We start from the raw sequence: 26404 nt of genomic DNA, 5'->3' as shown, positions 1-26404 counted from the left end.
GGAAAGAATGAAAACAATTTTAGACCGTTTTGATCGTAGCCCCTTATGGATCCGTTTAACCACTATTCTGATCCTAACAGGTGTTCTTGTCGGAGGACTCTACACAGTCCGTAAAAATTCTGCAGAACAAGTTACCATCGTGAAACAGCAAACCAAGAAAACAGGATCACTCCCTGTAAAGAAAAAAGACCCTAAAAAAGAAAAAGAGGAAAAAGAAGAAGCACTCCTCACAGCAGCCGAAAAAGCAGTGTCTCAGTTTGAAACAACTGCGAGTCAAGAAACTCTGATCACTGCCCAAGCTGCTGTAGATAAGGTCAAGGATGAGACAAAAAAGCAAGCCTTTCAAGCTCGTATTCAGTATATTGTAGACTACTATGGCATGCAGACAACTCATACGACTCAGACAAATCAAACGACTCAGACAAATCAAACGACAGTTCAAACGGAGGTTCCTCAATACAATGAGACTCCTCAGTATAATCAATCTCCGCAAGTTCAAAATGGAGTAGATTCTACAACAACGGAAACCCCGGAACAGTAGAACCCCCTTCCATTTTGAAAGGTTTTATCTAATAAAAAAGAGAAAAATTTCTTGACAGTGAAAGTGCCGCTATGTTACAATAATAGACGGTACTTTTTACTTTTGGTCTCTCAAGAGTGTACAGGGACGTGCTGACAAATGTTGCAAAAGTACACACAGATGGTAGCTGTCACCAAGTGTATCATCACCAAAAATAAAAAAATACAGGAGAATGTAGATGCCTACAATTAACCAATTGGTTCGCAAACCGCGTAAATCAAAAGTAGAAAAATCTAAATCACCAGCTTTGAACGTTGGTTACAACAGTCATAAAAAAGTTCAAACAAACGTTTCTTCACCACAAAAACGTGGTGTTGCAACTCGTGTTGGAACAATGACACCTAAAAAACCTAACTCTGCCCTTCGTAAATTCGCTCGTGTACGTTTGAGCAACTTGATCGAAGTTACTGCCTACATCCCAGGTATCGGACACAACTTGCAAGAGCACAGCGTGGTGCTTCTTCGTGGTGGACGTGTAAAAGACCTTCCAGGGGTACGTTACCATATCGTCCGTGGTGCACTTGATACTGCAGGTGTTAATGATCGTAAACAAGGCCGTTCTAAATACGGTACTAAACGTCCAAAAGCATAAGGAAAGGGGATAAAGAGAAATGAGTCGTAAAAATAGAGCTCCAAAGCGCGATGTATTGCCAGATCCGCTTTACAATTCACAACTAGTTACTCGTCTTATCAACCGCGTTATGCTTGATGGTAAACGTGGTACAGCAGCTTCAATCGTTTACGGTGCTTTTGAGCAAATCAAAGAAGCTACTGGAAATGACGCACTTGAAGTATTTGAAACAGCAATGGAAAACATCATGCCTGTACTTGAAGTACGTGCACGTCGTGTTGGTGGATCTAACTACCAAGTCCCAGTTGAAGTTCGTCCAGAACGTCGTACAACACTTGGACTTCGTTGGTTGGTAACCATCGCTCGTCAACGTGGTGAGCACACAATGGTTGACCGCCTTGCTAAAGAAATCTTGGATGCTGCAAACAACACTGGTGCAGCTGTTAAGAAACGTGAAGACACTCACCGTATGGCTGAAGCTAACCGTGCCTTCGCACACTTCCGCTGGTAAGATCATGATGCTAGGAACGGTAAGGATGCAAGGTGAAAATAGGAAACTGACGCAGTATTCGACGAATACAAGGAAGTTTATCTTTTTCACACAGCATCCCGTTCCGGCTCAAATCGGCTAACTAACTTTAGCCCGAGTACAATTCAACTTACCATCTTGCAAGTTGAAACCAACCAAACAGGATAAACAATGAGAACGGGTAGGTCCTGCCTATCCGTTTTTGTTAAATCATGTTATAATAGTATAGAAATAAAAAATATAGGAGAACAAAACCTCATGGCACGCGAATTTTCACTTGAAAAAACTCGTAATATCGGTATCATGGCCCACGTCGATGCTGGTAAAACAACTACAACTGAGCGTATCCTTTACTACACTGGTAAGATTCACAAAATCGGTGAAACTCACGAAGGTGCGTCACAAATGGACTGGATGGAGCAAGAGCAAGAACGTGGTATCACCATCACATCTGCTGCGACAACAGCTCAATGGAAAGACACTCGTGTTAACATCATCGACACGCCAGGACACGTGGACTTCACTATCGAAGTACAACGTTCACTCCGCGTTTTGGACGGTGCTGTAACGGTTCTTGACTCACAATCAGGTGTTGAGCCTCAAACAGAAACTGTTTGGCGTCAAGCTACTGAATACCGTGTTCCTCGTATCGTATTTGCGAACAAGATGGATAAAATCGGTGCTGACTTCCTTTACTCAGTAAGCACACTTCATGATCGTCTTCAAGCAAATGCACATCCAATTCAATTGCCAATCGGTGCTGAAGATGACTTCCGTGGAATCATCGACTTGATCAAGATGAAAGCTGAAATCTACACCAACGACCTTGGTACAGATATTCTTGAAGAAGATATCCCAGCTGAATACCTTGACCAAGCTCAAGAATACCGTGAAAAATTGGTTGAAGCAGTTGCTGAAACTGATGAAGACTTGATGATGAAATACCTTGAAGGTGAAGAAATCACTAACGAAGAATTGAAAGCTGGTATCCGTAAAGCAACTATCAATGTTGAATTCTTCCCAGTGTTGTGTGGTTCTGCCTTCAAGAACAAAGGGGTTCAATTGATGTTGGATGCAGTTCTTGACTACCTTCCAAGCCCACTTGATATCCCTGCAATCAAAGGTATCAACCCAGATACAGACGAAGAAGTAGAACGTCCAGCATCTGACGAAGAGCCATTTGCAGCGCTTGCCTTCAAGATCATGACTGACCCATTCGTAGGTCGTTTGACATTCTTCCGTGTTTACTCAGGTGTCTTGAACTCAGGTTCTTACGTATTGAACACTACTAAAGGTAAACGTGAACGTATCGGACGTATCCTTCAAATGCACGCCAACACTCGTATGGAAATCGAAACAGTTTATTCTGGTGATATCGCTGCTGCTGTTGGTTTGAAAGATACAACAACTGGTGACTCATTGACAGATGAAAAAGCGAAAGTTATCCTTGAGTCAATCGAAGTTCCAGAACCAGTTATCCAATTGATGGTTGAGCCTAAATCTAAAGCAGACCAAGACAAGATGGGTATCGCTCTTCAAAAATTAGCTGAAGAAGATCCAACCTTCCGCGTTGAAACAAACCCTGAAACAGGTGAAACAGTTATCTCTGGTATGGGTGAGTTGCACTTGGATGTCCTTGTTGACCGTATGAAACGTGAATTCAAGGTTGAAGCCAACGTTGGTGCTCCTCAAGTATCTTACCGTGAAACATTCCGCGCTTCTACACAAGCACGTGGATTCTTCAAACGTCAATCTGGTGGTAAAGGTCAGTTTGGTGATGTTTGGATCGAATTTACTCCAAACGAAGAAGGAAAAGGATTCGAGTTCGAAAATGCTATCGTCGGTGGTGTGGTTCCACGTGAATTCATCCCTGCAGTAGAAAAAGGACTTCAAGAATCTATGGCTAACGGTGTCCTTGCTGGCTACCCAATGGTTGACGTGAAAGCGAAGCTTTACGATGGATCATACCACGATGTCGACTCATCTGAAACTGCCTTCAAGATTGCTGCATCTCTTGCTCTTAAAGAAGCAGCTAAGTCAGCTCAACCAGCAATCCTTGAGCCAATGATGCTTGTAACTATCACAGTTCCTGAAGAAAACCTTGGAGATGTTATGGGCCACGTAACTGCTCGTCGTGGACGTGTAGACGGTATGGAAGCTCATGGTGCAAGCCAAATCGTTCGTGCTTATGTACCACTTGCTGAAATGTTCGGTTACGCTACAGTCCTTCGTTCTGCAACTCAAGGACGTGGTACCTTCATGATGGTATTTGACCACTACGAAGATGTACCGAAATCAGTACAAGAAGAAATCATTAAAAAAGCTAAAGGTGAAGCATAATTTTACCATCTAGCTAAAAGCTTTCCTCTTAGGAGGAGAGCTTTTTTGATTCGAAAAGAGTTCAACACCTCTTCCTCATAAGAGATAGTGAAAATGAATATGAAAGTTTGTGTAATATTTCTAATCCTAATGAAATCAGTTGCATTTTAGGGGAAGAAAGTATATAATAATATTGTTGAAAGATGATTTGTAACCTATCAAGTTACTCTTTTCACATAAAAATTTTTTGATTTTCATAAGGAGGAAATCACGAATGGTAGTTAAAGTTGGTATTAACGGTTTCGGTCGTATCGGTCGTCTTGCTTTCCGTCGTATCCAAAACGTAGAAGGTGTTGAAGTTACTCGCATCAACGACCTTACAGATCCAGTTATGCTTGCACACTTGTTGAAATACGATACAACTCAAGGTCGTTTCGACGGTACTGTGGAAGTTAAAGAAGGTGGATTCGAAGTTAACGGTAAATTCGTTAAAGTTTCTGCTGAACGCGATCCAGAACAAATCGACTGGGCTAACGACGGTGTAGAAATCGTTCTTGAAGCAACTGGTTTCTTTGCTACTAAAGCAGCTGCTGAAAAACACTTGCATGCTGGTGGTGCTAAGAAAGTTGTTATCACTGCTCCTGGTGGATCAGATGTTAAAACAGTCGTATTTAACACTAACCACGATATTCTTGATGGTACTGAAACAGTTATCTCAGGTGCTTCATGTACTACAAACTGCTTGGCTCCAATGGCTAAAGCTCTTCAAGATAACTTCGGTGTTGTTGAAGGATTGATGACTACTATCCACGCTTACACTGGTGACCAAATGATCCTTGACGGTCCACACCGTAAAGGTGACCTTCGTCGTGCACGCGCTGGTGCTGCTAACATCGTTCCTAACTCAACTGGTGCTGCTAAAGCAATCGGTTTGGTTATCCCTGAATTGAACGGTAAATTGGACGGAGCTGCACAACGCGTTCCTACTCCAACTGGATCAGTAACTGAATTGGTAGTTGTTCTTGAAAAGAACGTTACTGTTGATGAAGTAAATGCAGCTATGAAAGCTGTTGCTAACGAATCATACGGTTACACTGAAGATCCAATCGTTTCTTCAGACGTTGTAGGTATGTCTTACGGATCATTGTTTGACGCAACTCAAACTAAAGTTCTTGACGTTGACGGTAAACAATTGGTTAAAGTTGTTTCATGGTATGACAACGAAATGTCTTACACTGCACAACTTGTTCGTACTCTTGAATACTTCGCAAAAATTGCTAAATAATTCAATCGTATATTAGGAGGAGGGTTTCCTCCTCTTTTTTTGTACTTATTTTAGTTCCTCCTGTCATTATTATAGGACTTTTGAAAATGCATTGACACAAGCGCCTTCGAAGGGGTAAACTATCTTTGATTGATGATTTCTAATCCATAAAAATAAAAGCGATTGCAAAGATTGCGCTTGGGAAGGAGATTAAAGGAAATCCGTCAGATGTGTCAAAAAAGAGTCAAATAGGAGGTTAAGATGAAAGGTCATCTGTTTGAAAAGAAAAATAAGTACAGTATTCGTAAACTGAGTGTAGGTGTCTGCTCAGCTTTGATTGGCTTAGCCTTTTTAGGGGTAGGGGCTGTCTCAGCTGATGAGGAAACCACTAGTAGTGAAGTATCTCTCGAAAGCACAGTTGCTTCAGAAGAGGCGGTTAATGCTCTCATCAGTGAAGGGGGAGTCTATACAGCGGATGCAGTGCTCCCATCAAGAGAAACTACTAGTCATGCTTCAGAAACTCAACCCTCAAGCTCATTAGATTCTTCAGCATCCGATACTGTCCTAGACAAAGATGTTGAAAAACCAGTAGCAGAAAAGGTGTCAGATCTCCCAACCAATGAAGAAAAACAACTGAGACCAAAGGAAGTTAAATTTGATACTTGGGACGATTTGTTAAAATGGGAACCTGGTAAACGAGTGGACGATGACCTCAATCGTGCGAGTATCCCTCTTGCTAGTCGCTACCAAGGAAAACAAATAAATGAGCAAGCAAACCCGGATGCTAAGATTCAAGCGCTGTCTAATATGAACTCTAAAGCTAAGGACCATGCTTCAGTAGGTGGTGAAGAGTTTAAGGCCTATGCCTTTGACTACTGGCAGTATTTGGATTCTATGGTCTTCTGGGAAGGTTTAGTTCCATCAGCCGATGTGATTGATGCTGCTCATAGAAATGGGGTGCCTATTTATGGAACTCTCTTCTACAACTGGTCAAGTAGCATCAAGGATCAAGAGCGCTTTGCAGAAACCTTGAAAGAAGATAGCGAAGGGTCAAAGACCTTCCCGATTGCCCGAAAATTAGTTGAACTAGCTAAGTATTACGGCTTTGATGGTTACTTTATCAACCAAGAAACAACAGGGAACCTAGTAGAGCCTTTGGGGCCAAAATTAAGAGATTTCCTTCTTTATACTAAGGAGTATGCGAAGAGCCTCAACTATCCGATCAAGTACTCTTGGTATGATGCCATGACTTATGAATATGGTCGCTACCACGAAAATGCACTGGGTGAGTACAACTACAATTTCATGCAACCTGAAAATGGAGAAAATCCAGTTGATACCTTCTTTGCCAACTTTAACTGGGGCAAATCAGAAGTCGATTATTCCATCAGCACAGCCAAATGGATTCAGCGCAATCCTTATGATGTTTTAGCAGGACTGGAGCTCCAAAAAGGGGGCTCTTATAAGACCAATGTGGACTGGAATGCGATTTTAGATGAACATGGCAAGTTGCGCCTTTCTCTTGGTCTTTATGCGCCAGATACCATTACGGGTCTAGGAAAAACGGGAGAAGGTTATCATACTCACGAAGATCTCTTCTGGACAGGCTTCCAAGGGGATCCGACTAAAGGGAAGCCAGCAGACCAATCTTGGTACGGCATGTCCAATCTAGTAGTGGATAAAACTCCAATTACAAGTGCTGATTTTAATACATCCTTTAATACAGGCCACGGCAAACATTGGTTCGTAGACGGCAAGATTTCTAAAGAAGGCGAATGGAACTACCGTTCTGTCTCTGGCTACCTTCCAACATGGCGTTGGTGGGTGGAGCATAGTGAAGATAGTACGCCATTGAAAGGGCGCTATGATTTTGATCAAGCCTACAATGGTGGGAACTCTTTAACCTTTGAAGGGGATTTGAAAGCTAATAGTAGCCAGAATGTCATGCTCTATTCGACCAAGATTCCTGTGTCAGAAACGACAAAATTAAGTGTCTCTCACAAGGGTGGAGTCGGTGCAGCTACTTGGGTAGCAGCTGCTACAAAAGAAGACTACTCCGAATATGTATGGAAAGAATTGACGCCAAGCGCAGATTGGTCGACTCAAACCTTTGATTTGGGAGACCTGGCTGGCAAGACCATTTATGCGATTAAATTCTTCTTTGACCATGATGCAGATGTCAAAGACTACAAATTTAATCTCGGTCAGTTGTCGATTACGTCGAACCAAGAAAAACCAGCTGCGCCTTCTGAAGTAACCGTGCAAGGCAAACGCCTGCAAAATGCGCAAGAAGCAGAAGCAGTCCTAAACTTTAAGGGAGTTGCAGATGCAGATTACTATGAAGTCTATGAGAAAGATGGCGATAACTGGCGTCTCTTAACAGGTTCTTCAGCTACAACCGTCTATCTTCCAAAAGTTAGTCGTTCAGCAAGTGCTGAAGGGACCACCCAGGAACTCAAGGTTGTTGCTGTTGGGAAGAACGGTCAACGTTCAGATGCGGGAACTGTGGCCTTTGATTGGGGCATGACCGTGTCAGATACCAGTCTTCCAAAAGCCCTAGCACCAAACGTGGTCATTGGAGCCAAAGTCATCGGTTCAAGTTTCCCAGATGCAGATGGTAGTGAAGGCATCGAGGGGATGTTAAATGGTACCATTACCAGTCTTTCGGATAAATGGTCTTCGGCTCAATTGAGTGGAACTGTCGATATTCGCTTGACACAACCACGGACCATTGTTCGTTGGGTCATGGACCATGCCGGTGCTGGCGGAGAGTCTGTCGATGATGGCAAGATGAATACCCGTGACTTTGACCTTTACTACAAGGATGAAGCGGGTGAATGGAAGCTCGCTAAGGAAGTTCGTGGCAATAAAGCCCATGTGTCTGATATTACACTCGACCATCCGATCAAGGCCCAAGATTGGCGTCTTCATGTCATTACGGCAGATAACGGAACCCCATGGCAAGCCATCCGGATTTACAACTGGAAGATGTATGAAAGTCTGGATACTGAAACGGTCAACATCCCAATGAAACATGCTGCAGCGCAAAACTTAGGCAATCATTTTGTCCAAGTCGGCTTCAAAGATGTTCCGGCCAACACCACACTAACTCTTTATGCGGATAAAGAAGCCACTAGCCCAATTGCGACCATGACAGCTGATCAAGCTGGAAATCTGATCTTTAAACCGCTAGCTTTTGAATCCACCCCATCTCTTCTCTACTATCGTGCGCAAGAACCTGGAAAAGATATCAGTAATGTCTTGGCGATCGAAGTTCCAAAGAATGATAAAGAAATTAGTGGAGTTCAATTAGAAGAAGGGTTAGCTAAGAAGGTTTACCGGGAAGGGGATGCTCTTTCCTTGAAAGGAGCAACACTCCGTGTTCATTATAAAGATGGCCAAGCAGATCAACTAGTCAACCTCACCAACTCAGGTGTAGAGATTCTTGGCTTTGACAGTAGCAAGCTTGGAGAACAACACCTAGAAGTTTCTTACCTTGGTCAGAAATTGGATAAGACTCTCACTGTTTTTGTGGTCAGTGCAGAAGAAGCAGGTGAAAAAGCAGTTGCTGGACTTGAATTGACAGAAAAACCGAAGGTAGAATATATCGTCGGAGAAGCATTTGAAAAAGAAGGCGGACGCTTTACAGTCGTCTTTGAAGATGAAACGACTGAAACGCACGCCTTGAGCGATGAAGGGGTGGAAGTAACTGGCTTTGATGCGAGCAAGGAAGGCCGTCAAACCATCACCATCCATTACAAAGGAGCTAGCACAAGCTTTGATGTCCTCGTGAATCCAAAACCAGCTCTCAACGATGAATACCTTAAGCAAAAATTGGCTGAAGCTGAAGCTGCAAAAGCCAAAGTAGACTTTACATTTGCCACTCCTGAAGTCAAAGAAGCCTTGTTGGCTGGAATGGCTGCTTCTGAAAAAGTCTTGAAAGAGCATGATACCAGCACACAAGATCAGGTCAATGATCAGTTGAACCAATTGACCGCTCTCTTGAAAGCCTTGGATGGACAAGCTAATCTAGTCAAAGAGAAAGACGCTCTTTCTGCTCTGACAGAGGAAGCGACTGCTCTATTAGCAAGCAAGCCAAATCATCCTTCTGGTGATGCTTTGCAGGCACTGATTGAGAAAAATAAAGAGCTTTTAGCTTCTTCAGAGCTCACTCCTGAAGCGCTTGGGACTGCAAAAACAGGTCTAGAGACCTTGATTGCACTCCTGAAAGAAGATAAGCCAGCTGTCTTTGTAGACCCTGCGACTGGAGTCGAAGTTCAATTCTCCAATTTAGAGCCAACCGTTGTCAAAGGACTAAAAGTCGCAAAAGTTGAAGCCAATCAGACAGAAAAAGAAGAACTGAAGGGACGAGAAGCGACTATCTTTGATATCGAGGGAGTCGATGCAAGTGGCCAAAATGTCGATACGCAGCACCCATCACTTGTGAAGATCCCTGTGGATAAGGATAAAGAAGTGGAACAAGTCCTCTTCTTCCCAGAAGGTCAAGCACCTCAATCCTTGGCATTTGAACGAGTGGGAGATGTGGTTATCTTTACCGCCCCTCACTTTACCCACTATGCGATTGTCTATAAGACACCAAGTCCAGTCCTACCAGATCAACCGATTCAGCCAGAGGAACCATCTAAACCGGATCAACCGCTCCAACCAAATCAGCCACTAGAGCCAAGTGAGAATCCTAAGAAACCAGTTCAGCCAAGTCCAACTGAGCAAAAGACTTTATCAGTAGGCCATGCGGGCCTCGTGGATCAAAAGATTGACCAATTAGTAAGTCAACATCAAGAACAGACGCAAGAAGAAGGGGAAAGTCAAGAGGTCAAAGAGGAAAGTCACCCAACTTCATCTGATAAGTTGCCAACAACAGCAAGTTTAGAAGCTACTTTTGCAGCAGAAGCTGTTCTTTTAGCAGCGCTTGGAGGTTTCCTCTTGGCTGGTAAGAAGAAAGAAGAGTAACTTTTTAAGAGTCATTATACTGACTGAAAAGGTCACGATGAATCGTAAACCTCCTTTGTAAAAAACAAGGGAGGTTTTATGATGCGGATTCTAATAGAGGAGGATCACTCTAGACTTGCTAATAAGAGGTAGAAATCCACTATTTTTCTACCTCTTTTACAGCTTTTGTGATATAATTATCATGTATTAAAAATAGAAGGAGTCATATCCAATGGCAAAATTGACTGTTAAAGACGTTGACTTGAAAGGGAAAAAAGTTCTCGTTCGTGTTGACTTCAACGTTCCTGTAAAAGATGGCGTGATCACAAACGACAACCGTATCACTGCTGCTCTTCCAACAATCAAGTACATCCTTGAGCAAGGTGGACGTGCAATCCTCTTCTCTCACCTTGGACGTGTAAAAGAAGAAGCAGACAAAGAAGGAAAATCACTTGCTCCTGTAGCTGCTGACTTGGCTGCTAAATTGGGTCAAGAAGTTACATTTATCCCAGGTGTTACTCGTGGTGCTGAATTGGAAGCAGCGATTAACGCTCTTGAAGATGGACAAGTTCTCTTGGTTGAAAACACTCGTTATGAAGATGTTGACGGCAAGAAAGAATCTAAAAACGATCCTGAACTTGGTAAATACTGGGCATCACTTGGAGATGGTATCTTCGTAAACGATGCATTCGGTACAGCTCACCGTGCGCACGCATCTAACGTTGGTATCTCAGCAAATGTTGAAAAAGCTGTTGCTGGATTCCTTCTTGAAAACGAAATTACTTATATCCAAGAAGCAGTTGAAGCTCCAGAACGTCCATTCGTGGCGATTCTTGGTGGTTCAAAAGTTTCAGACAAGATCGGTGTTATCGAAAACTTGCTTGAAAAAGCTGATAAAGTTCTTATCGGTGGTGGGATGACTTACACATTCTACAAAGCGCAAGGGATCGAAATCGGTAACTCACTTGTAGAAGAAGACAAATTGGATGTCGCTAAAGCTCTTCTTGAAAAAGCAAACGGCAAATTGATCTTGCCAGTTGACTCAAAAGAAGCAAACGCATTTGCTGACTACACTGAAGTGAAAGACACTGAAGGTGAAGCAGTAGACCCAGGATTCCTTGGTTTGGATATCGGTCCAAAATCTATCGCTAAATTTGATGAAGCATTGACTGGTGCGAAAACAGTTGTATGGAACGGACCTATGGGAGTATTTGAAAACCCTGACTTCCAAGCTGGTACAATCGGTGTGATGGACGCTATCGTGAAACAACCAGGCGTGAAATCAATCATCGGTGGTGGTGACTCAGCTGCTGCAGCGATCAACCTTGGTCGCGCAGACAAGTTCTCATGGATTAGTACGGGCGGAGGCGCTTCAATGGAACTCCTTGAAGGTAAAGTTCTTCCAGGACTTGCAGCCTTGACTGAAAAATAAGACGGTTCCTCATGAACCATAGAAGAAGCACCGAAAGGTGCTTTTTTTAGAATGTATACAAACTAATTTTTATATAAGATAAGTGATTCTGTATCGAAATAAAATGTGGCTCTTTGTCAACTGTAGTGGGTTGATGAAAAGTTACAACCTGGAGAGGACCAAATTGGTTCTCTCCTTTTTGATGTTCAAAGCAATTAGAATTCTAGTTTTAAAGTTGTCAAAGTTCCGGAAGCCAAAAGCATTTCGCTTGATGACTTTGATGAGGTTATTTGTGGCCTCAAGTTTTGCGTTTGAGTAGGGAAGTTCCAGTGCATTCATGATCTTGTCCTTATCTTTCAAAAAGGTCTTAAATACAGTTTGAAAAATAGGATTTACAGAAGAAATTGTTTCTTCAATAAGACTAAAGAAATGGTCCGTCTGTTTCTCTTGAAAATGAAAGAGTAGGAGTTGATAGAGATCATAGTGCTGTCTAAGTTCTTGAGAGTATGAAAGCAACTTTTCTAGAACCTCTTTATTGGCCAAGTGTGACCGAAAAATTGGTCGATAAAATCGTTTATCACTGAGTTTACGGCTATCCTGTTGAATGAGTTTCCAGTAACGTTTCAGTGCTTTATATTCGTGTGATCTTCGATCAAACTGATTCATAATTTGGATGCGTACGCGATTCATTGCTCGACTGAGATGCTGGACAATGTGAAAGCGATCAAGAACGATTTTAGCATTTGGAAAAAGTTTTCTGGCAATATCGTAGTAGGGACTAAACATGTCCATAGTAATGACTTTCACGCAACTTCTCACTTGTTTAGAATAACGAAGGAAATGATTGCGAATAGTTGCTTGAGTCCGTCCATCTAGGATAGCCACGATCTTTCTTGTATCGTAGTCCTGTGCAATAAAGCTCATCTTACCTTTCTTGAAGCCGTACTCATCCCAGTTCATATGTTCTGGAAGGTAGTTAAGGTTAGTCTTAAATTTAAATTTATGTAACTGACGAATAACTGTTGAAGTAGAGACGGATAAACTTTCGGCTATGCTAGTCATAGGGACTTTCTCAATCAATTTTTGAGTGATTTTCTGTTTGACGATGGTTGCGATCTGGTGATTCTTCTTGACTAAGGAGGTTTCTGAAACTGCCATTTTCCCGCAGACTTTACAACGAAAACGTCGTTTTCTCAATCGAATGAGAGTCTTGTAGCCCGCACACTCTAGATAGGGAATTTTGGATTCTTTTTGGAAGTCATATTTAGCCATTTGTCCATGACAGCTGTGACACTTAGGTGTAGGGTAATCTAGCTTAGCGATGATTTCTTTATGTGTTCCAGAATCCAGATAATCCAAGATTATGATGTTCTTGTCTTTAATTCCGAGTATGTTTGTGATAAAATTTAATTGTTCCATAAGATTCTTTCTAATGATGGTTTGGTCACTTTTCATTATAGGTCTTATGGGGCTTTTTTTCTACAACAAAATAGACTCCATAATTCCTATGGTGGTTTTACCCACTACAGAAATTATAGAGCCTAAAATGTGATCTCATTTTTGAAATTAATCAAGAAAATCCCGAAACTTTCCGCCGTGAGAAAAGTGCTTGAAACATTTGTTTCAAGGACTCGGGAGTTTTGAGAGTAAAACAGTTTGGGAAACTGTTTTAGCCTGAGCCCGAAAATTAAAGAGCGAGGGGGTTCAAAACTAATTGAACACGGGCTGCGGATTGTGTCAAAAAGATAAGTTTTCCTAGAATCTAAAGATTCTGCGTCAAACTTCCTATTTTGACTTTATCCGCAGACGCCCTTTGTATCTTAATTAGTCATGGAGCTTCCTGGATTGCTGAAATCATCCACTGGATAATTTCACCTAACCTCCGTACTCACCTAAGGAAAGTTTTTAAGATGACTTTATAGATTAGAAGGAAGCTAGTCGATCTTCATTTCCCTGCTTGAACCTTTCTGGAAATATGTTAGAATAAAAGAGATAGAAAGATAGGGGACAATGGATTACTTTAAACGACATAAATTTGACCGTTCCAAATTTCGATTGGGAATGCGAACCTTCAAAACAGGGATAGCCGTTTTTCTGGTTCTATTGATTTTTGGTATCTTTGGCTGGCGAGGCTTGCAGATTGGGGCACTGACAGCTGTCTTTAGTTTGAGAGAAGATTTTGATAAGAGTGTTCACTTCGGAGCTTCGCGCGTGATGGGTAACAGCATCGGTGGTTTTTATGCCCTGCTGTTCTTTATGATTAAGATCCTCTTCCACGATGCTTTTTGGGTAACCCTGATTTTTGTGCCCATTGCGACCATGTTAACCATTATGACAAATGTCGCTATGAACAATAAAGCCGGAATCATCGGTGGTGTTTCAGCCATGTTGATCATTACTCTCTCGATTCCGACAGGAGAAACTTTCCTGTACGTTTTTGCCCGCATCTTTGAAACCTTTATCGGAGTCTTTGTTGCTATTTTAGTTAATTCAGATGTGGATCGAATTCGAGATTTTATAAAAGAAAAAAGGAAAACCATGTGAGATTATGTGACATTTTAATCTTGACATCGGTTTTTTTTGCGTTATAATAGAAGGGAAAGGAGGTCAGATATGAAAGAAAAGGAATTAAGACGAACGTTAGCGGTCTTTCCGATCGGTAGTGTTATGAAATTGACGGATTTAACAGCTCGTCAGATTCGCTATTACGAAGATCAGCAACTCATTACTCCAGATCGAACAGAAGGCAACCGTCGGATGTTTTCTCTCAACGATATGGATCGTCTGTTGGAAATCAAGGATTACTTGTCGGAAGGTCTTAATATTGCAGGGATTAAAAAACGGATTGCTGAGAAAGAAGCTAAACGCCAAGCTGCCAAGGTAGTCAGCGAGAAGGAAGTTCGCAAGGCCCTTCATCGCGACATTCTTCAGCAAAGTCGCTTTCATACGACCTCATCGCCATATGGTCAGTTACGCTGATCATTCTTTTTGCTTATTGTTTTATTCATAAGGAGACACACATGTCAATTACTGTTGAAGATATTCGTCGCGAAGTCAAAGAAAAAAATGTAACCTTTATTCGGTTGATGTTTTCAGATATCTTAGGAACCATGAAAAACGTTGAAATTCCAGCAACAGATGAACAGTTGGAAAAGGTCCTTTCAAACAAGGCTATGTTTGATGGATCTTCTATCGAAGGGTTTGTTCGGATTAATGAGTCAGATATGTACCTCTATCCAGACTTGGACTCCTGGACGGTTTTCCCATGGGGGGATGAGAACGGTAGTGTTGCAGGATTGATTTGTGATGTCTATACAACAGAAGGAGAACCTTTTGCAGGAGACCCACGTGGTAACCTCAAACGTGCCCTTCGTCACATGGAAGAAGTTGGCTTCAAATCTTTCAACCTTGGACCAGAACCAGAGTTCTTCCTCTTTAAGCTCGATGAAAATGGAGACCCAACTCTTGAAGTGAATGACAAGGGTGGCTATTTTGACCTGGCTCCGACAGACCTTGCCGATAACACTCGTCGTGAGATCGTTAATGTCTTGACTCAAATGGGCTTTGAAGTAGAAGCCAGTCACCATGAAGTAGCTGTGGGTCAGCATGAAATTGACTTTAAGTATGATGAAGTTCTTCGCGCATGTGACAAGATCCAAATCTTTAAACTCGTTGTCAAAACCATTGCTCGCAAACATGGTTTGTATGCAACCTTTATGGCTAAGCCAAAATTTGGGATCGCTGGTTCCGGTATGCACTGTAATATGTCCTTGTTTGATGCGGAAGGAAACAACGCCTTCTTTGATCCAAATGATCCAAAAGGAATGCAGTTGTCAGAAACAGCTTATCACTTCCTTGGTGGCTTGATTAAGCATGCCTACAACTACACTGCCATCATGAACCCAACGGTTAACTCTTACAAACGTTTGGTGCCAGGTTTTGAAGCTCCTGTATACATCGCTTGGGCAGGACGTAACCGTTCCCCATTGGTGCGCGTGCCTGCTACTCGTGGAATGGGAACTCGTTTGGAACTACGTTCTGTTGATCCAATGGCCAATCCGTATATTGCTATGGCTGTTCTTTTGGAAGTTGGTTTGCATGGGATTGAAAACAAAATCGAAGCACCCGCTCCGATCGAAGAAAATATTTACATCATGACAGCGGAAGAGCGTAAAGAAGCTGGAATCACTGACCTTCCATCTACCCTTCACAATGCTTTGAAAGCTTTGACGGAAGACGAAGTAGTTAAGGATGCTCTTGGTGAACATATCTATACCAGCTTCTTAGAAGCCAAACGCATCGAGTGGGCAAGCTATGCGACCTTCGTTTCACAATGGGAAATTGATAACTATTTAGATCTTTACTAAGCTGAGAAATATAAGATGAGCTAGGTGATGTTCTCTAGCTCATGTTTAGATAAACAGAAAAAGGAGGAGAGCCTTAGGTTCTCCTCCTTTTCTGGTTTCTTTAATCATCTTCATCCGGTGTCAAAATCATCGGGATAATGATTGGTTCTCGTTCCGTACTTTCGTAAAGGAAAGGACGGAGGGCGTTGACAATAGCACCGTGTACGGTTTGAATATTGGCATCTTTGTTCTTCAAGGCGATTCGGATTGCATTGAAGAGGATGCGTTGACTTTCACGGATTAGGTCACCGGACTCTCTCATATAGATGAAGCCACGGCTGAGAATATCTGGTCCAGCTAAAATCATCTTCGACTTGAAGTCAACTGTTGCGACAGCTAGAACGACTCCATCTTCCGATAAATCTTTACGGTCACGAAGGACAGTAGCTCCGATTTCTCCGATGCGATTTCCGTCGACATAGATATCTTGAGCATTGAAGCTTCCTGCGATACGAGCCGAGTTGGCTGTTAGGGCAAGGACATCTCCGTTACTCATGATGAAAATGTTATCCTTTTCTACTCCGCAATCACGCGCAAGTCCAGCGTGGATTTTCTGCATGCGGTACTCACCGTGGACAGGCATGAAGTATTTAGGCTTGATCAAACGCAACATGAGCTTTTGTTCTTGTTGGCCACCGTGTCCAGAGGTATGGATGTTGTTAATCTTACCGTGGATGACATCGACTCCTGCTTCAGAGATGATGTTGATCAGGCGGTTGACGCTAGTTGTGTTGCCAGGAATTGGACTAGAGGAGAAGATAACGGTATCACCCGGTTGCAATTGTACTTGGCGGTGGGTTCCATTAGCGATACGAGATAGTGCCGCCATTGGCTCCCCTTGGCTCCCTGTACACATAATGAGGATTTCGTTTGCCGGGTAGTCCTTGATCTCACTTGGTTCAATAATCGTTCCAGGTGGTACCTTGATATAGCCGAGCTCAATTCCGTTGACAATGGCTTTTTCCATCGAGCGTCCAAAGACAACAATCTTGCGGCCAGTTTTCACAGCGGCATCTGCAGCCTGTTGGAGACGGAAGATGTTGGATGCAAAGGAAGCGAAAATGATACGTCCATGAATGCCTTCAATAATCTTCATAATGGATTGGCCAACGACTTTTTCAGAGTTGGTAAAGGTTGGGACTTCCGCGTTGGTTGAGTCAGAAAGCAGACAGAGGACGCCTTCCTCCCCTAGAGCTGCCATCCGGTGAAGGTCGGCCGGCTCACCAACAGGTGTGAAGTCAAATTTAAAGTCTCCCGTGCAGACAATTTTTCCTTGAGGTGTGTGAAGAACGATCCCCAAAGGTTCTGGAATGGAGTGGGTCGTACGGAAGAAGGTCGCTTTAATATGCTTAAAGGTCAACTCCGTATTTTGGTTGATTTCATAGAGTTTGGCACCACGAAGGAGGCCATGCTCTTCCAATTTTCCACGAATAAGGGCTAGGGCCAAAGGTCCAGCATAGATTGGCACATTCGCTTGTTTCAAGAGGAAGGGAATTCCTCCGATATGGTCTTCGTGTCCGTGAGTAATCAAGACCCCTTTGACACGGTCGATATTTTCAACGATATAGGAATAGTCAGGAATCACGTAATCAATCCCTAACAAATCATCTTCAGGGAACTTAATACCAGCATCCACAATGATGATTTCGTCTTGGTATTCAATCCCATAGGTATTTTTACCGATTTCCCCAAGACCTCCAATGGCGAAAACACCAACTTCTTCAGGTTTTAAGGTATATGCCATGGATTAGAACTCCGTAATTTCAAATGCGCCAGACTCTTTTTCATATTCTAGATGTTGGTCTGACAAGAGGGTGATAAATTCGATGTTGTATGATGTATTTTCTTCAACGATGCGACGAGCTTCAATGCGTCCTTCCAACTCATTCTTAGCATCAATATCGAGATAGAGGGCATGAGTCGTTTCACGACGAGGGTTGCGTTCTTTTGTTTCTTGGTAGAAAACTTTGTAAATCATTTTCGTTTCGGTTCCTTTCGCTTGTTCGGACTGTAGCAGAAAAGAAACAGCTAGTAGCTAGCTGAGACTTCTATTCTTACTTTCTGTTGTCCTGATTCGATACAATTATTATTCATTATACCATAAATAAGCCTTTAGGAAAAGAAGCAAGCAGGGTCTGATGGCAGAAGGAAGCGCTTTTTTAGAAGGAATAAGGAACAGAAAAGTGAGGAGAGAATTTCATAGGCCGGGAAAGCTTCCTCTACCGTTTGGCGTCTATTTGTAGTATAATATGAAACAGACAACGAGGAGAAAATATGAAAGTATTAGCATTCGACACCTCCAGTAAGGCCCTATCAGTTGCTCTTTTGGAGGAAGAAAACTTATTAGCAGAGCTGACGCTTACGATCAAGAAAAACCACAGTATTACCTTAATGCCTGCCATTGAATTTTTAATGGCCAGCATTGATTGGAAACCGACGGATCTAGATCGCATTATAGTAGCAGAAGGCCCAGGATCCTATACTGGCTTGCGGATTGCGGTAGCAACGGCTAAAACCCTGGCCCAAACCTTAAAGATCGATTTAGTAGGGGTCTCTAGTTTACTAGCCTTGGTGCCAGAAGAGATAGAAGGTCTGGCCATTCCAGTAATGGATGCGCGGCGCAACCATGTCTATGCGGGCTTTTACCAAGAGGATCAGCTGGTCTACCCGGAGGCTCACCTTTCTTTTGAAGCGGTGTTAGAAAGAGTAAAGGGAGCTGAAAAGGTGACCTTCCTTGGGGAAGTGGAAGCCTTTCGTGAGCAGATACAAGAAGCCTTGCCACATGCTCAGATGGTAGAAACCCTACCGGATGCGGTACGGATCGGCCGATTAGGACTTAAAAAGGAAGCTGTCTCCGTTCATGGTTTTGTCCCCAACTACCTCAAGCGCGTAGAGGCTGAGGAAAACTGGCTCAAGGACCATCAAGACTCCGGTCAGTCCTACATCAAACGCCTATGATCCGAATCGAGAAGGAAGTAGGTCGACTAGATTTAGCCCCTCAGTTGATAGAAATCTTAGATGATGTCTATGGACAAAGTCCTTGGACCTTGAAGCAAGTCCTAGCGGATCTTGGTCAATCTCAAAACTGGTATGCCTTTGCCTATAGTGGCGAAGAATTGGTCGGTTTCTTAGCCATACAAGAAAACCTCTATGAGTTAGAAGTCGTCCAAATTGCTGTTCGAAAAGAGTGGCAAGGTCGCGGGATTGCTCGTCAGTTACTAGAAACTGTTTCTCAGGAGAAAGAGGTCTTTTTAGAGGTGAGAGAAGGAAATGTTCCAGCTCGGACTCTCTATCAAAAACAAGGATTTAAAGAAATTGGTTGCCGGAAAGGGTATTATCATGCACCTACCGAAGACGCTATTATGATGAAAAGGGAAGCAAATGAAGGATAGATATATTTTGGCATTTGAAACATCTTGTGATGAGACCAGTGTCGCCGTTTTAAAGAACGACACAGAGCTCTTGTCCAATGTCATTGCCAGCCAAATTGACAGCCATAAACGATTCGGGGGAGTGGTTCCAGAAGTCGCCAGTCGGCACCATGTCGAAGTCATTACAGCCTGTATTGAGGAAGCGCTAGAAGAAGCGGGAATTACAGAAGAAGAAATCACAGCGGTTGCGGTGACCTATGGACCAGGTCTGGTTGGAGCTCTTTTGGTCGGCCTTGCTGCGGCCAAGGCCTTTGCTTGGGCGCATGGAATTCATTTGATTCCTGTCAACCACATGGCCGGCCACTTGATGGCAGCTCAAAGCGTCGAGCCTTTAGAATTTCCGCTCTTGGCCTTGCTGGTCAGCGGAGGGCACACCGAGTTGGTCTATGTTTCGGAGGCTGGTGATTATAAGATTGTTGGGGAAACGCGTGATGATGCGGTTGGTGAGGCCTATGATAAGGTTGGCCGCGTCATGGGCTTGACCTATCCAGCCGGTCGCGAGATTGACGAGTTAGCGCATAAGGGTCAGGATATCTACGATTTCCCCCGTGCCATGATCAAGGAAGATAATTTGGAGTTCTCATTCTCAGGGCTCAAATCAGCCTTTATCAATCTCCACCACAATGCCGAGCAAAAAGGTGAGAGTCTGTCTAAGGAAGATCTATCGGCTTCCTTCCAAGCTGCGGTGATGGATATCTTGATGGCCAAGACAAAAAAAGCCCTAGAAAGATACCCGGTTAAAACCCTGGTGGTAGCTGGAGGAGTCGCGGCCAATCAAGGTCTTCGTGAACGCTTGGCTTCTGAGATCACAGATGTTAAGGTCATCATTCCTCCTCTGCGCCTCTGCGGTGACAATGCAGGGATGATTGCCTATGCCAGTGTCAGCGAATGGAATAAGGGAAATTTTGCTAGCTTAGATCTCAATGCCAAACCAAGTCTGGCTTTTGCTCCGATAGAAGAGAACTTAGATTAGTTAAAAAACGAACATAAAGGACGGGAGGACGATTCCCGTCCTTTTTTTGTTATAATAGATAGCATCAAAAAAGAAAGGAAGAAAGAGTGGAGAAGAATTTTCAGCAGGGGGTCAGAGATGCTCTTCCGACAGCTCTAGGTTATATCAGTATTGGCTTAGCCTGTGGTGTGGTGGCATCGCCCTATCTCTCGCCTTTAGAAATGGGATTGATGAGTCTCTTGGTTTACGCAGGAGCTTCTCAGTTTGCCATGATCTCTTTGATTGCGGTTCATTCGTCCATTATGAATATTACCTTAACCGTCTTTTTCATCAATTTGCGTAATATGCTTATGAGTCTCCATACCTCCCCCGATTTTAAGGAGGCTAGCCTGCTCCAGAATATTGGAATTGGTAGTTTGTTGACAGATGAAAGTTACGGGGTTTATTTAAGCGAAAAATTGAAAAATGACCGAATCACTGTTCCCTGGATGCATGGCAATAACGTGGTCGGTTATTTAGCCTGGGGCTCATCAACCATTTTGGGGACAGCGCTGGGTTCGCTCTTACCTAATCCTAGTGCCTTCGGCCTGGACTTTGCACTAGTTGCCATGTTTATTGGGATTTTTGCTGGTCAGTTTCAAGGGATGCGTTTGACGGAAAAGATGACAACCATGCTCCTTGTCTTAGGTGCAGTAGCTCTTAGCTTTTTCCTCTTGACCTTCTTTTTGACTCAATCATTAGCCGTTTTAGTAGCTACTTTAACAGGTTGTTTCGTGGGGGTGATGTGCGATGCGCGTGAATAGCTGGATTTTTTTGGTTATTTTGATGTCCGCAGTGGTCACCTGGATTCCACGTATTCTGCCCTTCGTTTTGGTCAAATACCGGGGTCTGCCAGATCCAGTTCTGCGTTTTCTAAAGTACCTTCCCATTGCCATCATTTTTGCCTTGATCCTTTCAAGTCTAGTAGAGGGGAAAGCGGGCCAGCTCCCTCAGGTTCGGTGGGTGGATCTGGTCGCAACCATTCCGACCATGATGGTAGCATTTCGCTACAAAAACCTAATGGGAACGGTTCTATTCGGGATTGTCTTGGTTGCCCTCTTCCGATTGCTAGTCGCCTGAATCTCCTGAATTTTTAGACAAATTACTATTTGTTGCAAATATTACAAAAATATTTCAAAAAAAACTTGACATTGTGTAATATTGTAATATAATAGCTAATATAAATTTTAGTGAGGTATCATGATCATGAAAAAATGGACAAGTTTAGCACTTTTAGGATTAACTTCTGCAAGCCTACTCGTAGCCTGTGGTTCAAAAAAAGAAGAGAGCAACTCTTCTGCAAAAGAAACACAGACTTCAATGTCGTCTAGTCAGAAAAAAACAAATCAGTCTTCTAAAAAGAAGAACACAAAAACAACTGAAGCGAGTTCAGAAGAGGCAGTAAACTCAAGTCAAACTGCTACAGCATCTGGCACGACAAATGATGACAAGGCTTCTCCGGCTTCAACTCAAATGGTTCCAGAAGAGCTTATAGGGACTTGGACTGGAACAACTGAAATTGCCAAAGATGTCCAAATGACCGTTGCTGCGGACGGAACAGTCACTACGACAGCAAACTTTTATCAAGCTGATGTGAACCCAATTCGCACAGCGACAGCTAGAGCCAAGGCAGTCCAAGCTTCTGGTAATGTCTATTACTGGGAAACAGATGAACCTGGAGCTTTTGATGCTCTTCTTCCAGGTATTGCTGGACTTGGGGGAGCCAATGCTAAGGTAAAAGCCGGTTTCATTTTGGAAGAGGGTCATTATACACCAATTGTATTTGTAACAGGGCTTAATGAAGACTTTGACTACAGCAAATACAATGATTTCCGTGTTTCCCTTACAAAATAAAGAAAAATCCACGAATCCCAGAGGGTTCGTGGATTTTGTTTTAGATAAATTGTGTAATAAAGACAATGAGGATGACGATTGGAATCACAAAGCGAAGCAAGAAAATCCAGAGCTTGAAGAAGAAGCGTTTGGATTTCTCTTCTCCCACCTTGAGTTCTTCTTGGGCTAGGACTTGATCAAAGAGATAGCCTGTAAATAAAGACAGGCAGAGAGCCCCAAAAGGCATAAGGAGGTTGGAAACCAAAAAGTCCATACAATCAAAGAAGGATTTTCCAAAGAGGGTCCATTTAGAGAGGATGCCATAGGAAAGGGCAGATGGAATCCCAAAGATAAAGGTCAGAAGGCCAATGATCTGACTCCATTTAGCCCGCTTTTTATTGTTTTGGTTGGTGACGTTCCCGACATTAATCTCTAACATGACGACAGATGAGGTAATGGTCGCAAAGAGAAAGAGAAGCAGGAAGAGCAGGTAGAAGAGGGTACCAAAAGGCATCTTGTCAAAGACTTGTGGAAGGACTACAAAGAGGAGGCCCGGTCCACTAGTAGAAGGGATTTGAAAGGCTGACATAGCTGGGAAGATCGCCAAGCCCGCCATGATGGAAACGGCAATATTCATGAAGACGACGGAAATCCCGGATTGGACCAGGTCAGTGTCCTTGTCCAAATAGGAAGCATAGGTCAACATGGCCGTTACCCCTAGGGAGAGGGCGAAAAACGATTGGCCCAAGGCATAGAGTAGACCTTGGCTGGTTATCTTGGAGAAGTTTGGCTTGAGGAAGTAGCTAACTCCCTCCCAAGCGCCAGGTAAGGTCAAGGAACGACCAATCATGACTAAGAAAATAATGAAGAGGAGAGGCATCATGAATTTTGAGGCCTTTTCAATCCCTTGTTCTACCCCCTTTGAAACAATCAAGACATTGAGGAAGATGAAGATGGCTTGGGCTCCTAGAGCCAACCAGGGATTTGAAATAATCTCCCCAAAGAGCTGGGTGTAGTCGTTAACTGAAAGAAGCTGGAATAACTCTCCCAAGGCGACCCCTAAATAAATCAGGATCCAGCCACCGATGACACTGTAGAAGGAGAGGAGGATGAACAGGGCAAAGGCACCGATCCAACCGATCCCATCATAAAGGCGACGGCCACCGAGTTTTCCAAAGGTCTTAATGGCAGAAACACCAGCTGCACGTCCTAGAGTAAATTCAGCCAGTAAGAGAGGGAAGCCGATAAGTAGAGTTGCTATCAAAAAAATAAGAAGGAAACTTCCGCCTCCATTAGCAGCGGTCATATAGGGAAACTTCCAAACAGCCCCAAGGCCAATTGCAGAACCTGCAGAGGCTAGGATGAAGCCAATTTTGGAACCCCATTGAGATTTTTCAGACATCTTTAAAACTCCGATCTATTTTTAAATAAGAAAAGGCTACTTGAGTTGTCAAATAGCCTTCTCTCAATGGCTCTTTAGGAGCCTTCTGTGTGATTGATAGACTTGATTATCCTATCATGATTTTTAAAGACTGTCAAGAAAGCGGTTTTCATGTTTTTATAGTTTTCTCAAAAAGTTAAAAATTTTCGCAAAAACACTTGACTCTAACCTAAGGGGAGGGGGTATACTATCATTGTAAGGAGCAAATCATGTACCAAATAAAAGAAGCTGCGCAGCTTTCAGGTGTCTCTGTCAAGACCCTGCACCACTATGACAAGATAGGACTCTTGGTCCCCTTAAAGTCGGAAAACGGCTATCGAACTTACAGTCAAGAGGATTTGGAACGCCTTCAGGTCATTCTTTACTACAAATATCTAGGGTTTTCTTTAGAGAAAATAGCAGAGCTATTAAAGGAAGAAAGAATAGATTTATTGCCCCATTTGACTAGACAGTTGGACTATCTAACTCGAGAAAGGCAACATCTGGATACCTTGATTTCCACCTTGCAAAAAACGATTCAAGAACAAAAAGGAGAAAGAAAAATGACCATTGAGGAAAAATTCACTGGATTTAGCTATCAAGATCATCAAAAATACCAGAAAGAAGCGGTGGAGAAGTATGGCCAAGAAGTCATGGATCAAGCCCTCGAACGCCAAAAAGGTCGTGAAGATGAGTCTACGGCTGCCTTTAACCAAGTCTTTCAAACTTTAGCACAAAATCTTCAAGCTGGTTTACCTGCAACAGCAATTGAAAACCAAGAGCAAGCAGCCAAGCTCTTGCAAGCCATTCGTACTTATGGATTTGACTGCTCTATTGAAGTCTTCGGACATATCGGTAAAGGATACGTCTATAACCCTGAGTTCAAGGAAAATATTGATAAATTTGGACCTGGAACAGCCCAGTACACATCAGATGTGATTGCCCACTATGTTGAAAAACAGAGCAAATAATCGACGGAGGACTCTCCGCCGACTATTTGCTATTTTAAATCATAAAGCCAGTCGTCACCGTCTTTATAGTAGAAGAATTCACTGAGATCATCTTCCAAAAAAACACGAAGCATATCAGACATATCATTGGTTGCAAGTTTTAGATGAGATAGATTTTCAAATTCTTCCCACCAGGCCTTTCCTTCGTCTGAAGACTGGAGCTCACCAGTAAAGTGTTCGGTCTTGTAAAAAAGGACGACATAACGGTAATCCTCATCATCGTACCAGTCCTTGATACCACAGAGTTGGGGTTTAGAAATGGTTAGACCCGTTTCTTCTCTCACTTCACGAATGACCGCAGCGACAAAGGATTCGCCACGTTCAACATGTCCGCCAGGAAAAGTAATGCCAGGCCAGTCAGGACTAACTCGATCTTGAACCAGAACCTTGTCCCCATTTTTAATCATGCACATGTTGACAAATTCAACTGACTCTCTTCTGTTCATTTTTCACAACCTTTGATATTTAATCATAATGCAGACTTCCTGCCACCCAACCAGTACAGAGAGCAGCTGTAATATTAAATCCTCCTGTATGGGCATTGATATCCAAGACCTCCCCAGCAAAATGAAGGCCAGGGACCAACTTACTTTCTAAGGTTTTGGGATTGATTTCCTTAAGGCTGACGCCACCTTTGGTTACAAAGGATTTGGCCAAGGACATCTTCCCTGTTATAGGGATTGGGAGTTCCTTTACTTTCTCTAGTACTACATCGATTTCTTTAGGAGAGAGTTGTTTCACCTTTTCGGGAAGATCCTGAGCAAAAAACTCAGCCAGGCGTTCTGGCAGATAGGCCTTCAGAACATTCTTTAAGGACTTCTCACGATTTTTCTCTAGGATTTCTGTGAGTTCTTCCTTAGAATAGTGAGGGACACTGTCCAGCGTAAGGATCTCTCCCCCCTTGACAAAGCTTGACATGCGAAGGGCAGCCGGGCCAGACAAGCCAAAGTGGGTAAAGAGGAGGTCATGGGTAATGTGGTGTTTGCCATAGTGGAGGGTCACATCGTCTAAGGAAATCCCTTGAAGGGCCTTGTGGGGGAAATCTGTGAGAAGGGGGCTTTCAGCAGCTTCTAGATCCGTAATAGTGTGCTGGAAGTGACGGGCGATATCGTGGCCAAAGCCGGTAGAGCCCGTCGAAGGGTAGGACTTTCCACCAGTTGTCACAATCAAGCGGTCTGCAGTCCAGGTCTCATCTTTTGATTTGATGACAAATTGTCCGTCAATTTTCTTCACAGAGGTCACCTCCACCTGGCAGCGGACTTGACCGCCGAGCTCGGCAATCTTATCTGTCAGAGCTTGAATAATCGTTTGGGAACGATCTGAAGCTGGAAAGACACGACCATGGTCTTCAACCTTGAGTTTGACCCCGTTTTCTGTGAAGAAGCGGACGATATCTTGGTTGTCAAATTGAGAAAAGACACTGTAAAGGAAGCGTCCGTTTCCTGGAATTCCTGCTAGGAGATCGTCTAGGCTTCCATTGTTGGTCACATTACATCGACCTCCACCAGTCCCAGCTAGTTTTTTCCCTAGCTTGCGGTTCTTTTCCAACAGGAGGGTTGTTTGTCCGTAGAAGGAACTGGAGATAGTAGCCATCATGCCGGCAGGTCCTCCTCCAATGACAATGGTATCATAGTGGTTCATAAGGTCTCCTTTTTCTTGTCTCATTTCATTTCCAGTTCATTGTAACAT

General features: G+C 43.2%; 23 protein-coding genes. 17 read left to right on the top strand and 6 right to left on the bottom strand.

Annotated elements, in window-relative coordinates:
- The first annotated feature begins 7 nt into the window (after positions 1-7).
- From E5S68_RS07050 to E5S68_RS07015, 7 genes are all read left to right on the top strand, one after another.
- Positions 8-541 (top strand): hypothetical protein, encoded by a 534-nt coding sequence (locus E5S68_RS07050; protein WP_135782905.1) that lies wholly within the window; start codon positions 8-10, stop codon positions 539-541.
- Between the two features lie 217 nt (positions 542-758).
- Complete coding sequence (gene rpsL, locus E5S68_RS07040) at positions 759-1172, top strand: 30S ribosomal protein S12 (protein WP_001142332.1); 414 nt, start codon at positions 759-761, stop codon at positions 1170-1172.
- Between the two features lie 19 nt (positions 1173-1191).
- Positions 1192-1662 carry a 30S ribosomal protein S7 gene (rpsG, locus tag E5S68_RS07035; RefSeq protein ID WP_003003105.1) on the top strand — a complete coding sequence of 157 codons (471 nt, stop codon included), beginning with the start codon at positions 1192-1194 and terminating at the stop codon, positions 1660-1662.
- Positions 1663-1938: 276 nt separating this feature from the next.
- Positions 1939-4020 carry an elongation factor G gene (gene fusA, locus E5S68_RS07030; protein WP_135782904.1) on the top strand — a complete coding sequence of 694 codons (2082 nt, stop codon included), beginning with the start codon at positions 1939-1941 and terminating at the stop codon, positions 4018-4020.
- Positions 4021-4273: 253 nt separating this feature from the next.
- Positions 4274-5284, top strand: coding sequence for a type I glyceraldehyde-3-phosphate dehydrogenase (gene gap, locus E5S68_RS07025; protein ID WP_006154814.1), 1011 nt, complete (start codon positions 4274-4276; stop codon positions 5282-5284).
- Between the two features lie 240 nt (positions 5285-5524).
- Positions 5525-10234, top strand: a complete 4710-nt coding sequence (locus E5S68_RS07020) for an endo-beta-N-acetylglucosaminidase (RefSeq protein ID WP_135782903.1) — start codon at positions 5525-5527, stop codon at positions 10232-10234.
- Positions 10235-10445: 211 nt separating this feature from the next.
- Entirely contained in the window at positions 10446-11645 is a 1200-nt protein-coding gene (locus E5S68_RS07015) for a phosphoglycerate kinase (protein ID WP_135782902.1), read from the top strand.
- Between the two features lie 141 nt (positions 11646-11786).
- Here E5S68_RS07015 and E5S68_RS07010 read toward each other — a convergent pair whose 3' ends face one another.
- On the bottom strand, positions 11787-13043 hold the full coding sequence (locus tag E5S68_RS07010; RefSeq protein WP_135782046.1) for an ISL3 family transposase: 1257 nt from the start codon (positions 13041-13043) through the stop codon (positions 11787-11789).
- A 591-nt stretch (positions 13044-13634) separates the two neighbouring features.
- Between E5S68_RS07010 and E5S68_RS07005 the strand changes: the two genes are divergently transcribed.
- The 3 genes from E5S68_RS07005 (at position 13635) to glnA (ending at position 15991) form a co-directional block, all read left to right on the top strand.
- Entirely contained in the window at positions 13635-14168 is a 534-nt protein-coding gene (locus E5S68_RS07005) for an FUSC family protein (protein WP_135782901.1), read from the top strand.
- Between the two features lie 69 nt (positions 14169-14237).
- Positions 14238-14603, top strand: a complete 366-nt coding sequence (locus E5S68_RS07000) for a MerR family transcriptional regulator (protein WP_023024490.1) — start codon at positions 14238-14240, stop codon at positions 14601-14603.
- Between the two features lie 41 nt (positions 14604-14644).
- Positions 14645-15991 (top strand): type I glutamate--ammonia ligase, encoded by a 1347-nt coding sequence (glnA, locus tag E5S68_RS06995; RefSeq protein ID WP_135782900.1) that lies wholly within the window; start codon positions 14645-14647, stop codon positions 15989-15991.
- Between the two features lie 100 nt (positions 15992-16091).
- On the opposite strand, the gene rnjA is transcribed toward glnA, so the two are convergent.
- Entirely contained in the window at positions 16092-17774 is a 1683-nt protein-coding gene (rnjA, locus tag E5S68_RS06990; protein WP_135782899.1) for a ribonuclease J1, read from the bottom strand.
- 3 nt (positions 17775-17777) lie between these two features.
- Positions 17778-18008: a DNA-dependent RNA polymerase subunit epsilon gene (locus tag E5S68_RS06985; protein ID WP_126404878.1), complete on the bottom strand. Its 231-nt coding sequence runs from the start codon at positions 18006-18008 to the stop codon at positions 17778-17780.
- 296 nt (positions 18009-18304) lie between these two features.
- Between E5S68_RS06985 and tsaB the strand changes: the two genes are divergently transcribed.
- From tsaB to E5S68_RS06955, 6 genes are all read left to right on the top strand, one after another.
- The gene (tsaB, locus tag E5S68_RS06980) at positions 18305-18988 is read left to right on the top strand and encodes a tRNA (adenosine(37)-N6)-threonylcarbamoyltransferase complex dimerization subunit type 1 TsaB (protein WP_135782898.1); all 684 of its coding nucleotides are present in this window, start codon (positions 18305-18307) and stop codon (positions 18986-18988) included.
- Positions 18985-19422: a ribosomal protein S18-alanine N-acetyltransferase gene (gene rimI, locus E5S68_RS06975; RefSeq protein ID WP_135782897.1), complete on the top strand. Its 438-nt coding sequence runs from the start codon at positions 18985-18987 to the stop codon at positions 19420-19422. The genes tsaB and rimI overlap by 4 nt, the downstream gene beginning before the upstream one ends.
- Positions 19412-20434 (top strand): tRNA (adenosine(37)-N6)-threonylcarbamoyltransferase complex transferase subunit TsaD, encoded by a 1023-nt coding sequence (tsaD, locus tag E5S68_RS06970; RefSeq protein WP_135782896.1) that lies wholly within the window; start codon positions 19412-19414, stop codon positions 20432-20434. Before rimI ends, tsaD begins: the two co-directional genes overlap by 11 nt.
- A gap of 86 nt (positions 20435-20520) precedes the next feature.
- On the top strand, positions 20521-21216 hold the full coding sequence (locus tag E5S68_RS06965) for an AzlC family ABC transporter permease (RefSeq protein ID WP_135782895.1): 696 nt from the start codon (positions 20521-20523) through the stop codon (positions 21214-21216).
- The gene (locus E5S68_RS06960; RefSeq protein ID WP_135782894.1) at positions 21203-21532 is read left to right on the top strand and encodes an AzlD domain-containing protein; all 330 of its coding nucleotides are present in this window, start codon (positions 21203-21205) and stop codon (positions 21530-21532) included. The genes E5S68_RS06965 and E5S68_RS06960 overlap by 14 nt, the downstream gene beginning before the upstream one ends.
- A gap of 126 nt (positions 21533-21658) precedes the next feature.
- Positions 21659-22306 carry a superantigen-like protein SSL4 gene (locus E5S68_RS06955; RefSeq protein WP_135782893.1) on the top strand — a complete coding sequence of 216 codons (648 nt, stop codon included), beginning with the start codon at positions 21659-21661 and terminating at the stop codon, positions 22304-22306.
- Positions 22307-22346: 40 nt separating this feature from the next.
- Here E5S68_RS06955 and E5S68_RS06950 read toward each other — a convergent pair whose 3' ends face one another.
- Complete coding sequence (locus E5S68_RS06950) at positions 22347-23687, bottom strand: sodium-dependent transporter (protein ID WP_135783111.1); 1341 nt, start codon at positions 23685-23687, stop codon at positions 22347-22349.
- A 248-nt stretch (positions 23688-23935) separates the two neighbouring features.
- Here E5S68_RS06950 and E5S68_RS06945 point away from each other — a divergent pair, with 248 nt between their 5' ends.
- A complete protein-coding gene (locus tag E5S68_RS06945; protein WP_135782892.1) occupies positions 23936-24676 on the top strand; it encodes a MerR family transcriptional regulator in 741 nt (246 codons plus the stop codon).
- A 29-nt stretch (positions 24677-24705) separates the two neighbouring features.
- Here the strand turns inward: E5S68_RS06945 and E5S68_RS06940 are convergent, their stop codons facing one another.
- Positions 24706-25161 (bottom strand): 8-oxo-dGTP diphosphatase, encoded by a 456-nt coding sequence (locus E5S68_RS06940; protein ID WP_135782891.1) that lies wholly within the window; start codon positions 25159-25161, stop codon positions 24706-24708.
- Positions 25162-25180: 19 nt separating this feature from the next.
- Complete coding sequence (gene aao / locus E5S68_RS06935) at positions 25181-26356, bottom strand: aminoacetone oxidase (RefSeq protein WP_135782890.1); 1176 nt, start codon at positions 26354-26356, stop codon at positions 25181-25183.
- Between the last annotated feature and the right edge of the window lie 48 nt (positions 26357-26404).

It is taken from the genome of Streptococcus rubneri, assembly GCF_004785935.1.
GTDB classification, from domain to species: Bacteria; Bacillota; Bacilli; order Lactobacillales; family Streptococcaceae; genus Streptococcus; species Streptococcus rubneri.
The sequence above is the reverse complement of the archived record's forward strand: the minus strand, read 5'-3'. Positions and strand labels throughout refer to the sequence as shown.

Bases quoted from the DNA above. Each gene is read 5' to 3' on its own strand.
- aao (WP_135782890.1), bottom strand. From the start codon at position 26,356: ATGAACCACTATGATACCATTGTCATTGGAGGAGGACCTGCCGGCATG.
- E5S68_RS07050 (WP_135782905.1), top strand. From the start codon at position 8: ATGAAAACAATTTTAGACCGTTTTGATCGTAGCCCCTTATGGATCCGT.
- rpsG (WP_003003105.1), top strand. From the start codon at position 1,192: ATGAGTCGTAAAAATAGAGCTCCAAAGCGCGATGTATTGCCAGATCCG.
- E5S68_RS07005 (WP_135782901.1), top strand. From the start codon at position 13,635: ATGGATTACTTTAAACGACATAAATTTGACCGTTCCAAATTTCGATTG.
- E5S68_RS07020 (WP_135782903.1), top strand. From the start codon at position 5,525: ATGAAAGGTCATCTGTTTGAAAAGAAAAATAAGTACAGTATTCGTAAA.
- E5S68_RS06940 (WP_135782891.1), bottom strand. From the start codon at position 25,161: ATGAACAGAAGAGAGTCAGTTGAATTTGTCAACATGTGCATGATTAAA.
- E5S68_RS07000 (WP_023024490.1), top strand. From the start codon at position 14,238: ATGAAAGAAAAGGAATTAAGACGAACGTTAGCGGTCTTTCCGATCGGT.
- tsaD (WP_135782896.1), top strand. From the start codon at position 19,412: ATGAAGGATAGATATATTTTGGCATTTGAAACATCTTGTGATGAGACC.
- rimI (WP_135782897.1), top strand. From the start codon at position 18,985: ATGATCCGAATCGAGAAGGAAGTAGGTCGACTAGATTTAGCCCCTCAG.
- rpsL (WP_001142332.1), top strand. From the start codon at position 759: ATGCCTACAATTAACCAATTGGTTCGCAAACCGCGTAAATCAAAAGTA.
- E5S68_RS06960 (WP_135782894.1), top strand. From the start codon at position 21,203: ATGCGCGTGAATAGCTGGATTTTTTTGGTTATTTTGATGTCCGCAGTG.
- E5S68_RS07010 (WP_135782046.1), bottom strand. From the start codon at position 13,043: ATGGAACAATTAAATTTTATCACAAACATACTCGGAATTAAAGACAAG.
- tsaB (WP_135782898.1), top strand. From the start codon at position 18,305: ATGAAAGTATTAGCATTCGACACCTCCAGTAAGGCCCTATCAGTTGCT.
- gap (WP_006154814.1), top strand. From the start codon at position 4,274: ATGGTAGTTAAAGTTGGTATTAACGGTTTCGGTCGTATCGGTCGTCTT.
- E5S68_RS06945 (WP_135782892.1), top strand. From the start codon at position 23,936: ATGTACCAAATAAAAGAAGCTGCGCAGCTTTCAGGTGTCTCTGTCAAG.
- E5S68_RS06955 (WP_135782893.1), top strand. From the start codon at position 21,659: ATGAAAAAATGGACAAGTTTAGCACTTTTAGGATTAACTTCTGCAAGC.
- E5S68_RS06985 (WP_126404878.1), bottom strand. From the start codon at position 18,008: ATGATTTACAAAGTTTTCTACCAAGAAACAAAAGAACGCAACCCTCGT.
- rnjA (WP_135782899.1), bottom strand. From the start codon at position 17,774: ATGGCATATACCTTAAAACCTGAAGAAGTTGGTGTTTTCGCCATTGGA.
- fusA (WP_135782904.1), top strand. From the start codon at position 1,939: ATGGCACGCGAATTTTCACTTGAAAAAACTCGTAATATCGGTATCATG.
- E5S68_RS07015 (WP_135782902.1), top strand. From the start codon at position 10,446: ATGGCAAAATTGACTGTTAAAGACGTTGACTTGAAAGGGAAAAAAGTT.
- glnA (WP_135782900.1), top strand. From the start codon at position 14,645: ATGTCAATTACTGTTGAAGATATTCGTCGCGAAGTCAAAGAAAAAAAT.
- E5S68_RS06950 (WP_135783111.1), bottom strand. From the start codon at position 23,687: ATGTCTGAAAAATCTCAATGGGGTTCCAAAATTGGCTTCATCCTAGCC.